This window comes from Microbulbifer sp. YPW16 (assembly GCF_021290385.1).
Lineage (GTDB): Bacteria > Pseudomonadota > Gammaproteobacteria > Pseudomonadales > Cellvibrionaceae > Microbulbifer > Microbulbifer zhoushanensis.
The window spans coordinates 3609258-3623253 of record NZ_CP089928.1; the positions used below are offsets into that span (position 1 = coordinate 3609258).

Annotated in this window: 14 protein-coding genes; 5 read left to right on the plus strand and 9 right to left on the minus strand. The window is 62.0% G+C overall.

Features of this window, described 5'->3' with window-relative positions; translation table 11 throughout:
• Nucleotides 1-4 precede the first annotated feature (4 nt).
• The 4 genes from LVE68_RS15590 to LVE68_RS15605 are packed head-to-tail and all read right to left on the minus strand — an operon-like array spanning nt 5 to nt 4390.
• Nucleotides 5-2272 carry a xanthine dehydrogenase family protein molybdopterin-binding subunit gene (locus LVE68_RS15590; RefSeq protein ID WP_232941360.1) on the minus strand — a complete coding sequence of 756 codons (2268 nt, stop codon included), beginning with the start codon at nt 2270-2272 and terminating at the stop codon, nt 5-7.
• The gene (locus tag LVE68_RS15595; RefSeq protein ID WP_233006732.1) at nt 2265-2744 is read right to left on the minus strand and encodes a (2Fe-2S)-binding protein; all 480 of its coding nucleotides are present in this window, start codon (nt 2742-2744) and stop codon (nt 2265-2267) included. The genes LVE68_RS15590 and LVE68_RS15595 overlap by 8 nt, the downstream gene beginning before the upstream one ends.
• Nucleotides 2741-3313, minus strand: a complete 573-nt coding sequence (locus LVE68_RS15600) for a nucleotidyltransferase family protein (RefSeq protein WP_232941361.1) — start codon at nt 3311-3313, stop codon at nt 2741-2743. The genes LVE68_RS15595 and LVE68_RS15600 overlap by 4 nt, the downstream gene beginning before the upstream one ends.
• A 15-nt stretch (nt 3314-3328) precedes the next feature.
• Nucleotides 3329-4390 (minus strand): XdhC family protein, encoded by a 1062-nt coding sequence (locus LVE68_RS15605; RefSeq protein ID WP_232941362.1) that lies wholly within the window; start codon nt 4388-4390, stop codon nt 3329-3331.
• A gap of 494 nt (nt 4391-4884) precedes the next feature.
• On the opposite strand from LVE68_RS15605, the gene LVE68_RS15610 reads away from it, so the two are divergent.
• The 5 genes from LVE68_RS15610 (at nt 4885) to LVE68_RS15630 (ending at nt 9630) form a co-directional block, all read left to right on the plus strand.
• Entirely contained in the window at nt 4885-5841 is a 957-nt protein-coding gene (locus tag LVE68_RS15610; RefSeq protein ID WP_232941363.1) for a glycosyltransferase family 2 protein, read from the plus strand.
• Nucleotide 5842: 1 nt separating this feature from the next.
• Nucleotides 5843-6454 (plus strand): serine O-acetyltransferase, encoded by a 612-nt coding sequence (locus LVE68_RS15615; RefSeq protein WP_232941364.1) that lies wholly within the window; start codon nt 5843-5845, stop codon nt 6452-6454.
• 181 nt (nt 6455-6635) lie between these two features.
• Nucleotides 6636-7361, plus strand: a complete 726-nt coding sequence (locus LVE68_RS15620) for a hypothetical protein (protein ID WP_232941365.1) — start codon at nt 6636-6638, stop codon at nt 7359-7361.
• Nucleotides 7361-8656, plus strand: a complete 1296-nt coding sequence (locus tag LVE68_RS15625) for a glycosyltransferase family 4 protein (RefSeq protein WP_232941366.1) — start codon at nt 7361-7363, stop codon at nt 8654-8656. Before LVE68_RS15620 ends, LVE68_RS15625 begins: the two co-directional genes overlap by 1 nt.
• Before the next feature lie 95 nt (nt 8657-8751).
• The gene (locus LVE68_RS15630) at nt 8752-9630 is read left to right on the plus strand and encodes an aldo/keto reductase (protein ID WP_232941367.1); all 879 of its coding nucleotides are present in this window, start codon (nt 8752-8754) and stop codon (nt 9628-9630) included.
• Nucleotides 9631-9675: 45 nt separating this feature from the next.
• On the opposite strand, the gene rrtA is transcribed toward LVE68_RS15630, so the two are convergent.
• The 5 genes from rrtA to LVE68_RS15655 all read right to left on the minus strand — a co-directional run bounded on the left by rrtA (nt 9676) and on the right by LVE68_RS15655 (nt 13848).
• Nucleotides 9676-10302, minus strand: coding sequence for a rhombosortase (gene rrtA, locus LVE68_RS15635; protein WP_232941368.1), 627 nt, complete (start codon nt 10300-10302; stop codon nt 9676-9678).
• Between the two features lie 24 nt (nt 10303-10326).
• A complete protein-coding gene (locus LVE68_RS15640; RefSeq protein ID WP_232941369.1) occupies nt 10327-10905 on the minus strand; it encodes an SLATT domain-containing protein in 579 nt (192 codons plus the stop codon).
• Between the two features lie 71 nt (nt 10906-10976).
• Complete coding sequence (gene lepB, locus LVE68_RS15645; RefSeq protein WP_255701143.1) at nt 10977-11570, minus strand: signal peptidase I; 594 nt, start codon at nt 11568-11570, stop codon at nt 10977-10979.
• A gap of 114 nt (nt 11571-11684) precedes the next feature.
• Nucleotides 11685-13037 (minus strand): Na+/H+ antiporter NhaC family protein, encoded by a 1353-nt coding sequence (locus LVE68_RS15650; RefSeq protein ID WP_232941370.1) that lies wholly within the window; start codon nt 13035-13037, stop codon nt 11685-11687.
• 187 nt (nt 13038-13224) lie between these two features.
• Complete coding sequence (locus tag LVE68_RS15655; protein ID WP_232941371.1) at nt 13225-13848, minus strand: MliC family protein; 624 nt, start codon at nt 13846-13848, stop codon at nt 13225-13227.
• Nucleotides 13849-13996: the final 148 nt, after the last annotated feature.

Sequence of the window (13996 nt, forward strand, 5' to 3'; positions counted from 1 at the left end):
GACGTCAGCCGATACTGAGGTGCTTTTTCAGTGGCAACTCACGGTAGCGCTTACCGGTGGCCGCAAAAACCGCATTGGCAATACTGGGTGCCACCGGTGGCACGCCTGGCTCACCCACGCCGGCCGGAGCCTCCTGCGAATCCACCAGCTCCACTTCCAGTGGCGGGCTCTGGTGCATCCGCAGCAGCTGGTAGTCATGGAAATTGCTGTTGCTTACCGCACCGTCTTCCATGCGGATTTCCCCCAGCAGGGCCAGGCTCATGCCGAAAATCATCGAGCCTTCCATCTGCGATTTCACCCGGTCCGGGTTCACTGCCAGCCCCACATCGGCGACGGCGTGCATCTCCATTATCTCCAGCCTGTTGTCCTGCACGCGCACTCTGGTGGCAATGCCCACATAGGAGAGGAAGCTGCGGTGCACGGCGATGCCCCAGCCCTCGCCATTACCGCTTTGCTGGTCACCGCGCAGGGTGAGGTCGGCACGGGCCGCCGTACGGCGCAGGACTTCCTTGAGGCGGCCGGTATCGAGCGGGAACTTTTCCAGCGGCTCGCCGTAATTGCCGTACTTGTAGTCGCCCTGGCTGGGATCGACCAGGCGATCGGGGCCGATCAGTTCCAGCAGGAAGCGGTCTGCCGGTTTCCCCGCGGCATGGGCGAGTTCGTCGGCAAAGCTGCAGCGCCCGAAGGCGTTCTGGATATTGGCAACCGAGCGCAGCCAGCCGATACGGGCATGGTATTCCGCCTGCTGGGTTTCCGAGCGGTGGTTATCGACGGCAAAGGGCAGGTCGGCAAACCCCAGGTCCAGTTCGAACCCGGCCGGATGGTCCACGCCTGCGGAAAAGGTACCGCCAATGGAGGGGAAGGCGGCCCGCTGCAGCCAGCCGGTTACCCGGCCATCACTGTCCAGCCCGGCCCGGTAGTACTCGGCACTGGCCGCGTGGTAGTAGTCGTGGCGTATATCATCCTCGCGGCTCCAGACCACTTTTACCGGCCGCTTCATTTTCCGTGATAGCAGCGCCGCCTCAATCACGAAATCCGGCTTGGACTTACGCCCGAAGCCTCCACCCAGCAGGGTCACATTCACCCTTACCTGTTCCGGCTCCAGGCCCAGTGCGTTCCCGACATGCTGCTGCACAGACTGGGGGTCCTGTACGCAGGCCCAGATTTCACAGCTGCTGTCGGTGGTCATGGCAGTGGCACTGGGTGGCTCCATGGTGGCGTGGGCAAGGTACGGCACGGTGTAGACGGCTTCGTGGTCCCGGCTTGCCGAGGCCAGTGCCTTTTGTACGTCACCATGATCGGTGATTGTCTTGCCGGGCTCCCGCACCCGTTGTTGCAGTTTTTCGAGGTAGGCATCGCTGTTGTGCCCCAGGTGGTCGCTGTCACTCCAGTCAATCTGCAGCTTCCTGCGCGCCTTGAGTGCGGTCCAGGTATTGGTGGCCAGTACCGCCACGCCACTCAGGGGGTGGAACAGTGGTGGCTCGGCGCCGCCGTCGAGGCGCTCGATGGCCACCACTCCCCTGACCTTGCGTGCGGCACTGTCATCGAGCTTTTTGATACTGCTGCCGAGGACGGGCGCCCGTTCGATACTGGCGATTAGCATATTGTCGATGCTGACATCCTGGCCAAAGTCCGCGGCGCCGGTGACCATCGCGGGTGTATCGACGGTATTGACCGGCTTGCCGATGTAACGGAAATCGTCGCTGCCTTTCAGTTGCAGGTCCTTGTCACCCGGGACCGGTTGTGAGGCGGCGGGCGCCGCCAGTTCGCCGAACCGGAAGCTGCGTCCAGTGGGGGTATGTACAACCCGGTGGCTGGTCGCCTTGCACTCACCGGCGGGAACCTGCCACTGCTGTGCCGCGGCATTCTCCAGCATGGTGCGGGCGCTGGCGCCCATCCGGCGCATGGTGTCATAGAAGCGCCGGATACTGCGTGAGCCGTCGGTATTCTGGCTGCCGTAGCGCTTGTCGCCGAGTCCCTGCACTACCTGCACTTTCTGCCAGTCGGCCTCCAGTTCATCGGCCACCACCTGGGGCAGTCCGGTGCGAATACCCTGGCCCATCTCAGAGCGGTGGCAGATGATCGATACCGTATCGTCCGGGGCGATGCTGATAAACAGGTTGAGTTCGCTGTTGCCACCGGTCGGCGACGCCCAGGGACGTTGCCAGCCGGGCAGGGCACTGCCAAGCACCAGGCCCCCGGCGGCGAGGCCGGTAAGCTTGAGGAAACTGCGGCGGCTGACATTCCGGATTTGCTTGCTGGAATCAGGCATCCTCGTTTCCTCCGGCTGCATTGACGAACTGGCCGGCGGACTTGATAGCCGCCTTGATCCGGGGGTAGGTGCCGCACCGGCACAGGTTACCGGTCATGGCGCGGTCAATTTCGCTGTCGGTGGGGTTCGGATTGTCCTGCAGTAAAGCTGCGGCGGACATCAACTGGCCACTCTGGCAGTAACCGCATTGGGGCACATTGTGTTTGATCCAGGCCTGTTGCAACGGGTGGTCGCTGTTCTTCGACAGACCCTCGATGGTGGTCACTGCCTTGCCCCGTGCGGCGCTTGCCGGCGTCAGGCAGGCGCGCACCGGCCGCCCGTCCAGGTGTATTGTGCAGGCGCCGCAGAGGCCGCGACCGCAGCCGAACTTGGTGCCGGTCATTTGCAGTTCGTCCCGCAATAGCCACAGCAGTGGCATATCCTCGTCCACGTCTGTTTCGTGCGTTGCGCCGTTAATGATCAGCTGCATTATTCTTCTCCGTACGCTTGCCAGTCTTCCGGGGTATCGATATCGATGGCGCCATTGGCGATGGGTACGCTGACGACATCGGCCTGTTGGTCGCGGAGCAGTCCGCGGGCACCGCGGTCATTGTCCAGGCCTTCCAGGTGGTGGAAGACCCGTCGCGGGAAAATAGCCGGAACGCCGCGGCGACCGGCGTAAAAACTGCAGACGATGCGCCGGTGCTTCCGCCATTCCTCCAGCAGGCACGCAATATCCGCCCCGCTGACGGCAAGCTGGTCCGCCAGTAATACCAGTGCCGCTTCGCATTGCGCCGGCAGCTGGCGTATGCCGAATGCCAGGGAGCTACCCATGCCACCGCGCCAGCCGCGATGCTCGCGCAAGTCCAGCTGCGGGTGAGTCTCTTCCAGTTGTCGGTGCCATGCGCCGCTGACAATAATCGGCTCTGGCAATTGCAGTGAGGCGGCTGTATCGACGCAGTGCTGTAGCAGGCTTTTATTCCGGTACCGCAGGAGGAGCTTGCAGGCCCCGAAACGGTTGGCGGCGCCTGCAGCGAGGATAATGGGCTGGACGTGCTGCATATGTGCGCCCCTGTCTCAGGCCGGGATCCGGGCCCGGTTGGTGCCAGCCACCTGCTCGTCTTCCTCGTCGAGGGTGGTGATAAATTTCCCGCTGCCACCGTGAAGGACGGCGTGTAGCTCGGCGCAGGTGGACAGGGCGATGCTCTCCGGTAGTTCGCCACCAATATCCAGCCCGATCGGAGCCCGCAGGGGAGTGCCCAGGCTGCGGTTCAACTGGTTGAGCGTAGTGCCGGCCAGCTCCAGTACGCGGTCGCGGCGACTGACAGGACCGAGCAGCCCCAGGTAGCGCAGTGGTTGCCCCTGCAGCAACCGCAGCGCCGCAGCGTCCAGCTCCAGGTTGTGGCTCATGGCGACGGCGGCATCAATGTGGGAAAGGTCCAGGTGTTGCCCGAGTTCATCGGGTGGACAGGCGTAGCAGTGGCAGCCGGGAAAGTAGGCGGGCCGTCCATTGGCCGGTCGCGGGTCGCACAGGCTTACCTGCCATCCCTGGGAGCGAAACAGCTGCGCCATTGGCCGGGCATCGACGCCCGCACCGACAATCAGGATATGGAGCACCGGCGTGACAGGGGTCTGTAGCCAGTTCCCGCCGGCGTGCTCGACGACTGTGGCGCGCTCCGACGGGACGTCTTCCCCTGACAGCTTTACATAGGCGCCGACTTCGCCGGAGACCGGGATTTTCTGCAGGAAATAGCAGGGGCGGCGTTGCTGCAGGCACTCCCGTAACTCACCCAGTTGCAGGTGATTGTTGTCGGTACGCACAGGCTGTAGCAGGATATGAACGGTTCCACCACAGCCGATCCCGAGCTGGAAGGCAAAGTCATCCTCATCGCTGCCGTCGTAACACAGGGTTTTGGCTGCGCCGGAATCGGCGACCTGGCGGGCGTGGCGCTGTATGTCCGCCTCCAGGCAGCCGCCACTAAGCAGCCCGTAGTGGCGGCCCAGGTCATCGAGCAGCATCATCGCTCCGGCCTTGCGGTAGCAGGGGCCGGCGGTGCGGTAAATGCTGCCCAGTACCCAGGTCCGGTCATCGCGGTGCTGGTACCAGAGATCGAGCAGGGCTGTCAGCTGGTTGGCCATGAGGTCGCCTGTTTGTCGTTCTGTTGTCGCCGCCTGCTGCCGATACTACCCGATCCCTTTTGTTGCTGCACCGGCGTTCATCGCATCGGCGCCGTCGGCAGGCCCGCATATGGCCGCCGATCCGGGTAGCGATGCTTCCCAGGGGGATAGTCGGGCAGTTTGGCGCGCATTAGCTCTTTTGTGGTGGTGCTTTGAGGCAAGAGGTACAGTTCCCGGCCTGTCACCGCACAATCATCCTTCTGTGCCGTTGAAACCTGTATGCGGCACATCGCTTCCGGATTAAAGTCGGTGTAATGTGTTGTGGTTTCACCCTGTCGAGCAGGGGCGCTATGATCGTCCGCTGCCTGTCCTCACATGATGTGCATGGGCATGGTCGGGTGCACTGTTGGCGCAGGGGAGCGCCGGGTGCGGTTGCCGGACAGTACGATGCAGTAGAAGCCTCCCGGCAGCTGCGGGATTGTGCGGGGAACCAGCTCAATTACTTAGGGAAGAGTATGACTGATGTTGCGGTGATCATCGTAAATTACAATACGGGTCACCTGGTAGCGGAAAATATCGAGCGGATTTTTTCCTCGGTAATCGATACCAGGCTGGGCCTGCGTCTGTTTATTGTCGATAACGCGTCCACTGACGATTCGTTGTCCATCCTGTCCCGGGCCCGGGCGGCGAGTCCCCATGCCGGGTCGATCAACCTGATCGAGAGCAAGCAGAATGGTGGCTTCTCATACGGCAACAATTTAGCCCTGCAATCCGTATCCCGCAGCGGCCTGAATCCCGATTACTACTACTTCCTCAATCCTGATGCCTATCCGGAAAAAGGCGCCATCGATGCGCTGGTGGCGTTTTCCCGTAACCAGGGCGATCTCTGTATTCTCGGGTCCACGTTACTGGATGAAAACCGGGTGCCCAGGCCCTCGGCTTTTCGTTTCCCGTCCCTGGTCTCCGAGCTGCAGCGGGCTGTCTCGCTTGCACTGATTGATCGTCTGTTTCCCCACCGGCGTGTCAGTATGGGAGTTCCGGAGCAACCGATCGAGGCGGATTGGGTGACCGGTGCCGGTTTCTTTTTAAGCGAGCAGGTATTGAGCCGGCTGGGCCATCTGGATAGCGGTTATTTCCTTTACTTCGAGGAAGTGGATTACATGCGTCGTGCACGGCGCATGGATATTACGATTTACTCCCTGCCCGATTCGAGGATTGTCCATCTGGCCGGTGCGGCCACCAAGATTGTCGGCAGCCAGTCAGCCACCCGGCCCATGCCGGACTACTGGTACGAATCCTGGAATCGTTACTTTTATAAGAACCATTCCCGAGGCTACGCCCTTGCCGCCGGCCTTGCCTGGCTGTCGGGGCGCGTGGCCAATCACCTGCTCGCAATATTTGTCCCGCGGCGCCGTCCCGCCGATGGGCACTCCATGGGACGATTCCTGAAAAAAGCCGTATTGGGGAACTGATATGAAAACAGGTCATTGCACCTCTGCCGCACCGTTGCCAAGAGGAGACCGTAACTGTAATCCGGAGGGCATCGGTTTCTGGGCACTGGTACGGGAGGACTTTGTCACCCACGACCGGGACTGGCTGAGCCAGGGGTTCTGGTCGGTTTTCTGCCACCGCTTCGGAAACTGGCGCATGGGGGTGCGGTCGCGGTTTCTGCGGGCACCACTGTCACTCCTCTACCGGGGCTGGAGGATCCTTTGCCAGTGGCTGTGCGGGATCAAGCTGGACTATACCGTCAGGCTGGGGCGGCGGGTGAAGATCGAGCACTTTGGTGGCATCGTGCTGGGCGCGCGCTCCATCGGCGATGATGTGGTGTTTCGCCAGAATACGACACTGGGAATTGCCAGCGCCAGTGACCGCAACGCCAAGCCCACGATCGGCTCACGCGTCAATGTGGGGGCCGGGGCCGTGATTGTGGGGGATATTGTGGTCGGTGATGATGTCTCCATCGGGGCCAATACTGTGGTCAGTTTTGATGTGCCCGACGGGGCCCGGGTGCGAGCGCCAAGGGCAAAGGTCCTGGTGGATCCGGTTTTGGCCCCGCGGGTGGCGGAGCCTGAAGAAAGCTGATCAATACAAGAGCCGGTTTGGGGCGGTACCTCTTTCCTGCCTGCCTTCAGGAAGGCTGGGTTGTTACCGTTGTTTGTTTTGTACTTGCATGGTGCCAACCTGCAAAACCGATTGTCATTCCTTGTGTTACCTGCGTCTAATAAACGGGTAGTCGGTGTCATTGGATGACGGGACCAACCTTATGGATATGGAACGCATTTCGCTGAACCCGGCCGGTTCGCCGGGGCGGTTTGGCCTGCAGCTGGTAAGACTGACCTGGAGCCAGGCGAGAAAGCTCGGCAAGAGCCTGGCAAAATTGTACCTGCCCGTTTTCCTCGGCCTGGTGGCGCTGGTGCTTTTGTCACGCCTGCTGGAAGTGCCATTGCAGAACCTGACCCGGGATCCGCTGGCAGTAGTCCGCGCCCCCTTCTATACAGGCATTTTGTCCAACCTCGGTATTCTGCTCTGGTGTGCCACCGCCGCAATCTGCCTGTTCAGTGCCGTGTTGCTGGGGCCTCTCGGCGGAGCGGGAGAAAAACGCTTGTTCCTGCTCTGGTCCGGCGCATTCACGACCGTGCTGTTGCTGGATGACCTGTTCCTTCTGCACGAAGTGGTGTTTCCCTATTACCTCAACCTGCGCGAACGCTATGTAATACTGCTTTACGGTTTCTGTATGGTGGTTTTCCTGCTGCGATTCTGGCGGCTGATACTGCAGACAGACTTTCTGATTTTCCTGTGTGCCTGCGGATTTTTCACCCTGTCGCTGGGGGTGGATAAATTGCCGGAAGATATTCTGCCGCTGCACCATATTTTCGAGGACGGCAGCAAGTTTATTGGTATCGTCAGTTGGCTGTTTTACCTGGGGCGAATGTCTTTCCTGTTTCTCCTTGAAGCCGTGCCTGCCACTGCGATGCGCGAAGACAGCTGATGCCTGCCCGTTTCCCCATACTGCTTTTTGCCCCCAATGCCTCTACCTCCTTTGGGGGCGAGGCGGCGCGGCCGTTGCGCTATTTTCTCGAGTTGCATCGCCGGGGTATTGCCGCCCACCTGCTGGTGCATGGGCGCAACCAACGTTGGCTGGAAGCGGGCTACCCGTCACTTTCCTGTTATATCCACTATGTTCCGGAAGCCCCGGTCGAGCGCTGGCTGGCAAAACTGGGGGACCGGCTGCCGGAGCGTATCCATACAATAACCACGGGCATGTTGTTGTGGATGGCCACCCAGTGGCGGGCCCGCCCGCTTATTCGCGATCTGGTGCGCAGAAAAGGCCTGCAGTTGATCCACCAGCCAATACCCATTTCACCCCGGGCGCCATCCCTGGTGTACGGGTTTGGTATCCCGGTGATTGTCGGCCCCCTGAACGGCGCCATCGACTATCCCCCGGCATTCCGGCACCGCGAAGCACTCTTGTCACGGTTGCTGGTAAGCGGTGCGCGAATGCTGGCGCGTCCCCTGGGGGCACTCTGCCGCGGTCTCCCGGAGGCCCGGGTTGTGCTGGTTTGCAATGGGCGGACCCGGGCTGCGTTGCCCCCGCGATTGCGGGGCCGGGTCGTTGAGCTGGTTGCCAACGGGGTGGATACACAGGATTACGCGCCGAGGGCGCCCGGGCAGCGGGCAGGTCCGGTGCGACTTTTGTTTTGCGGCCGCCTGGTGAAATTCAAGGGGATCGACCTGCTGTTGCTGGCGCTGGCGCGATTACCGACTGCCGTACCGGTAGCGCTGGAAATTGTCGGTGATGGTGCCGAGCGCAGGGCACTGGAAGCCCAGGCACGGTCGCTGGGATTGCAGGCGCGGGTCTCTTTCTCCGGTTGGGTGGATGCGTCGCGGCTGGCTGACTGCTATCGACGCGCGGATGTGTTCGTCCTGCCGAGCCTGCGTGAGGCTGGCGGTGCCGTGGTCATGGAGGCGATGGCGGTAGGGCTGCCGGTTGTGGCCGCAGCCTGGGGCGGTCCGGCGGACTACCTGCCCGCCGCTGCCGGAATCCGGGTGCCGGTGGGGAGCGAGAGTGGGTTCGTGGAGGGGCTGGCCGCGGCGATATCGCGGCTCGTGACGGATGACAGGCTGCGTGAGCGGATGGGGGCCGCGGGTCGCCGGGCGGCTGTGACCGGTATGGACTGGCGCGCGCGGGGTGATGCCCTGGAGGGGATTTATCGTGGGGTCGTGGCCGGGAACCGCCGGGCGTCAGTGCCGGCCCGCCGCTGCACGGGGTCACAGATGGGCTAGACTCAGGCCACATCATCACGACCATTGCCTGTCACGGAACACTTCCCCGGCCGGGTCCGCTGACGGCGCATCTGTCTCGCCTGAAAGGTAACTCCATGCGCACACTCACTCTCAATAATGGCGTTGAAATCCCCCAGATTGGCTTCGGTACCGCTGCTATCGGTGCCTGGCAGCAGGATGACAGCCGAGTCACCGATACCATCCTCAAGGCCATGGCGGTGGGCTACCGTCACTTCGATACCGCATCCGTATATGGCAATGAGCGTGCACTTGGGCGCGCCATACTGCAATCCGGTATTCCCCGGGACGAGCTGTTTGTTGTCAGTAAGGTATGGGATACAGAGCAGGGCAGCGAAACCCGGGCGGCATTCGAGCGCAGCCTCGAACGGCTCCAGCTTGAGCACCTGGATTTGTATCTGGTGCACTGGCCGGTACCCGCCTATACCCGGGAAACCTGGGAAAACCTAGAGGCGCTGTACGATGACAAGAAAGTCCGCGCCCTGGGCCTGTCCAATTTTCGCCAGTCCGATATCGAGCAGCTTGCCACTTTTGCCCGTATCAAGCCCACGTATAACCAGCTGGAGCTGCATCCCTACTTCACCCAGAAAAAGCTGGTGGAATATTGCCAGTTCCACCAGATGGCGGTGTCCTGCTGGTCCCCCCTGGGTACCGGGGGCTGGAGTGATGTCAAAGCCGAAGAGAAGCCCGTCAGTGACCCGGTGATCAGGGAAATTGCTGAAAAGCACGGCGTCAACACCGGGCAGGTCATCCTCAAATGGGATATCCAGCAGGGGCGGATAGTCATTCCCAAGGCCGAAAGCATCGAGCACATGACCGGTAACCTGGAACTGTGGGGCTTTGAGCTGAGCGATGAGGAGCTGGCGATGATCGATAACCTCAATCGCGGTCAGCGCTTCGGTGGAGATCCGGATACCGCACATGAGGCCAACCGGAAGGTGCAGGTGCCGGAATAGCAAAATACCGGGGGAATGTGATCGTTAACTTATGCGCCAGCGGTGCTAGCGGCGCAGGGCACCGGTTCCCCGCGCCAGGGTTTCCCCCAGCAGCGCGCCGAGTGCAATGCAGAGTGCCGCCACAACCCCGCAGAGCAGTCCCCACAAATGTGCCTCGTGCACCACGGGCGCCCCGATCCATTGCGAGACCAATGAACCCCCAGTGCCGTATTGCTCCGAGTAAACCTTCAGTGCCAGGATGGTCAGTAGCAGTCCTCCCCGCCACCTTGTTTCGCGCTCCAGGATCTCCAGGGTTGCGCTGAGTGCCAGCAGGCCATGAATAAGCCCGGAGAGACCCATATACCAGTGGACCTGCGGCTCGAACAGCACCAGCGCCAGCCCACATAGTGTTGCCAGTACGGCAACCTCTACCAGCAGGCGGGGCAGAGGCAGGCGGTTCGGGAAGAGGACCCAGTAAAGCAGCAGGGCCGCCAGGTTGAGCAACAGGTGGTTGAGGTTGGTATGGGCGAAGTGTCCGCTGGCAATCCGCCAGTATTCGCCCGAGAGGACCAGGCCCCGGTCGTAGCGCAGCAGCATATCGAGGTCCTGGGGGGAGAAGTGCACCACCAGGGCGAGGCCAACAAGGATTGCCGGACCGGTCCAGAGGCTGAGTTTTTCCAGCACCTTTTGCATGGTGGTTCTCCGGGGGGGCTGTTGTCAGGCCCCGCTGGCTGCGGGCTCCTGCTGCGCCTCCAGTTGGCCGCGACGCGCCTGCTCCACCAGGGAGGGTTCGCGCTCTGCCTTCCTGTTCTGGATTCGCAATGCCTCGCGGTAATCGGTATTGGACACGATAAACTCCTCGGCGCGCTGGTTGATATCGGAGTAGAGCGCATTCAGCTCCGCAATCTTTGCCGACAGGTGTTCCAGGTCGAGGATCCGGTCGAAATAAAGGGCGATCAGTCGCTCACACTCCCGCCCGACGGCCAGGTACTCATTACCGATCTCCCGGTGCCCCTCGTAATTCTTCTTGAAATTGAAAAACGTCTGCACGCCGCCAAGCAGCGCAGTGATCAGCGCCAGGGCTGCGCCCACCCACTTGGTCCAGTCCGGTAGTTCAGCGTTAATGAGTGAGAAAAACAGGGAGCCCAGGAACAGGTTGATGACCACGATGGGCACGCCGCACAGTACATGCAGGTTACGCCCGCGCATGGAGGCGCGGAAGTGACTGTGCTTGCACAGGTGGGCGTTCCAGCGGAGTTTTTCCAGGACTTCGACGGTATTGGGGATCGTGGACATGCCGGGACTTCTTTTACTTATCTGCTGGCAGTGTACAGTCTTTGCCGGCGATTTCGAATCGCCGGGCAGCATCAGATCGGTTTGAGGAAGCGCTCGCGTCGTGGCAGGTGGAAGTTGTCGTAATCGAGGGATAGCAACACCCTGTGTGCCCTGCCGACAATCTCGTTGCGGGGCACCAGGCCGATTACCCGGGAATCAGCACTATTGTCCCGGTTGTCGCCGAGCACCAGGTAAAAACCGGCAGGAACGCTGACCGCTGCAAAGCCGGGGCTGTGGCTGCTGTTGAGCAGGCGGATTGGGTGGTCCTGCCCGGGGAGCATCTCGACCAGCTGCTGTGAGGTACGACTGCCGGACTTGTGCAGGTATTGTACGGGGTGCCCGTTGATGGCCAGGCGATTGCCCTGCAGGGCTACGGTATCCCCCGGCACGCCGATCACGCGTTTGACGAGCCGGTTGCCAGTGACTGCCGAATCAAACACCACAATATCGCCCCGTGCGGGGCCGGCGAAGCGCACCAGGGAGTGGTGGGTGAATGGCACGCGCAGGTCATAGGCCATCTTGTCCACGAGAATATAGTCGCCCACCTGGATAGTGGGGCGCATCGACCCTGTGGGAACATGGTTCCAGTCGGCGAGGGCGCTGCGGAAGATGAGCATCAGCGCCACAAAGAGAAGTATTCCGCGGTGGTCCTTCAGCCTGAACCCCAATCCCTGGTCCATCATGCGATCCTTTTGTTTCCTGACCGCTGTTGGAGGCCTGCCGGCCGCTGGAGTTCCCGGCTACTGCCAGGGGCGGTCCGCCGGGAGCGCGCTCCCCACGCCCACTGGTCGCTGATTCCCTGTCAGCACTATACCGGCGACGGCGGCAATCGCCAGCAGCCAGCAGTACTGCACCTGGCCCACCAGGGCCAGCGGCGACACCGAGGCCAGGGAAGAGGCCAGCAGCAGCTGGGCGCCCCAGGGCAGCAGGCCCTGTACCACACAGGAGAATATATCCAGCAGGCTGGCGCTGCGGCGGGGATCGACGCCGTAGCGGTGGCTGATCTCTTTCGCCAGGTCCCCGTTCAGCAGGATCGCGACCGTATTGTTGGCGACACACAGGTTGGTGGCCGCCACCGCCGTGCCGATACCGAGTGCACCGGTACGGGATGAGGGCGGTGTACGACGTCCCAGCCGGCTCAGCCGGTCGATGGTGCGGGCCAGCCACTCCAGGCCGCCCTGCGACTTCATCAGGGCGCCGAGACCACCGATCAGCAGGGACAGGATCAGGATCTCCTGCATATTGACATAGCCCTGGTTAATGTCCTGCACCAGCACCGCCAGGCTGTAGCCGGGCTGTAGGGCCAGGCCAACAACCCCCGCCAGCAGGATGCCGATAAACAGTACCAGCAGCACATTGACCCCGAACACGGCCATGGCGAGCACCGCCACGTAGGGCAGGACGCGCAACAGTTCATAATCCCCGGGCACCTCCACAGCGGCAGAGTCACCCTGGAAATAGAGCCATGCCATGGTGGCCAGGGCTGCAGGCAGGGCGATGCGAAAATTCATGCGGAACTTGTCCCGCATCTCCACACCCTGGGTGCGGGTGGCGGCGATGGTGGTATCGGAAATAATCGAGAGATTGTCCCCGAACATGGCCCCACCCACCACGGTGCCCACGGTCAGCAGCAGCGGCAGGTCGGTGGCCGTGGCCACGCCGACGGCAATCGGCGCAATGGCCGCGACGGTGCCCATGGAGGTGCCCATGGCGGTGGCGACAAAAGCGGTGATTACAAACAGGCCCGGTAACACCAGTGCGGGCGGGATTACGCTCAGGCCGAAATTGACCGTGGCCTCCACCCCGCCCACGGCCCCGGCCACGCTGGCGAAGCCACCGGCCAGCAGGTAGATCAGCACCATGGTGACAATGGTCTGGTCGCCGACGCCACGTACGAAGATCTCGATGCGCTGGTCCAGCGGACCACGGCCCAGCAGCATGGCGAGCGCAATGGCGGGCAGGATCGCGACCGGTGCGGATACCTGGTAAAAGGCCATCCCCACTCCCTGTGACTGGAACCAGAGGCCGCTGCCGACAAACAGGGCAAGGAACAGGGCCAGGGGAAGGAGGGCAAGCGGGGATGCTTTGGTCATGGATACAACTTTGACGAACAGCAGGAAGGCCAGGAATTCCCCTGGCGCTAGCCGGCAGGAAATCCTGGGGCGCGCAGGACGTGTCCCCGCAGCGCGAATTTAATGGATCGCGAATTATAGCGGGCGGTCGGGAGTTGACCAATAACGGTTCTGTGTGGGGTAGGGCAACCTGGTTATAAGCGACGGCTCACTGGCTCGTGGATTTCCGGCATTGCATCGGCTCGGCGCCGGAGCCCCAGGTAATCGTGGCCTCGCCCCCGTGCTCCCGGAAACTTTCATTGCGACCCCGGTACTTCGTCCCGCTGGCGGCGGGCTGCCGATACATCAGCGAGACGCTGTCACCGCGCTCTGCGATCAGCGTTGGCGGTTGCGTCTTAAAATAGGTGACCACCACTTCATTGGCGGGGTTGTCGTCACAGGTGAATGCAACCGGGCCCTTGCCCGGCACCAGGCGGTAGCGCGCCTGCAACTCGGCGATACGCCGGCGGTAACTGTCCTCCACACACTGCCGCTGGTTGTCGGCTTTCCAGCACTCGTCGCGCCCCTTGATCCAGCCGCGCTGGCCGGCCATTAGCACCGGAGGATGCTCGTTGGAGGCTTTTGCAAGCGCCGCTGCGTAAACCCCGGCGAGTTGGCGATCCAGCGACGCCAGTACCTCATCCGCGCAGACCATCGCCTCGGTGCTGCCCTCGCGCACGCCCTCGCAGTCGAATGATGGGCCCCTCTCAGCGCCGGCGGCGGAGGTGGCCTGTAGTAAAAGAATGGTAATGAACGGGAGGGCTGCAAGTTGCCTGGGCGATAGCCGGTGCATGGAAGCTCCGTGATGCAAAGGTTACCTGTAAGCATAGACCTTGCTTTCCTGTTGTTATCCACCCAAGGGCAGTGGCCGGGCAACTTTTGCCGGAATTTGCGGTACCCTTGTCTTTCTCCAGGGAACCCCTGGCTGGGAGAAGCGCCTG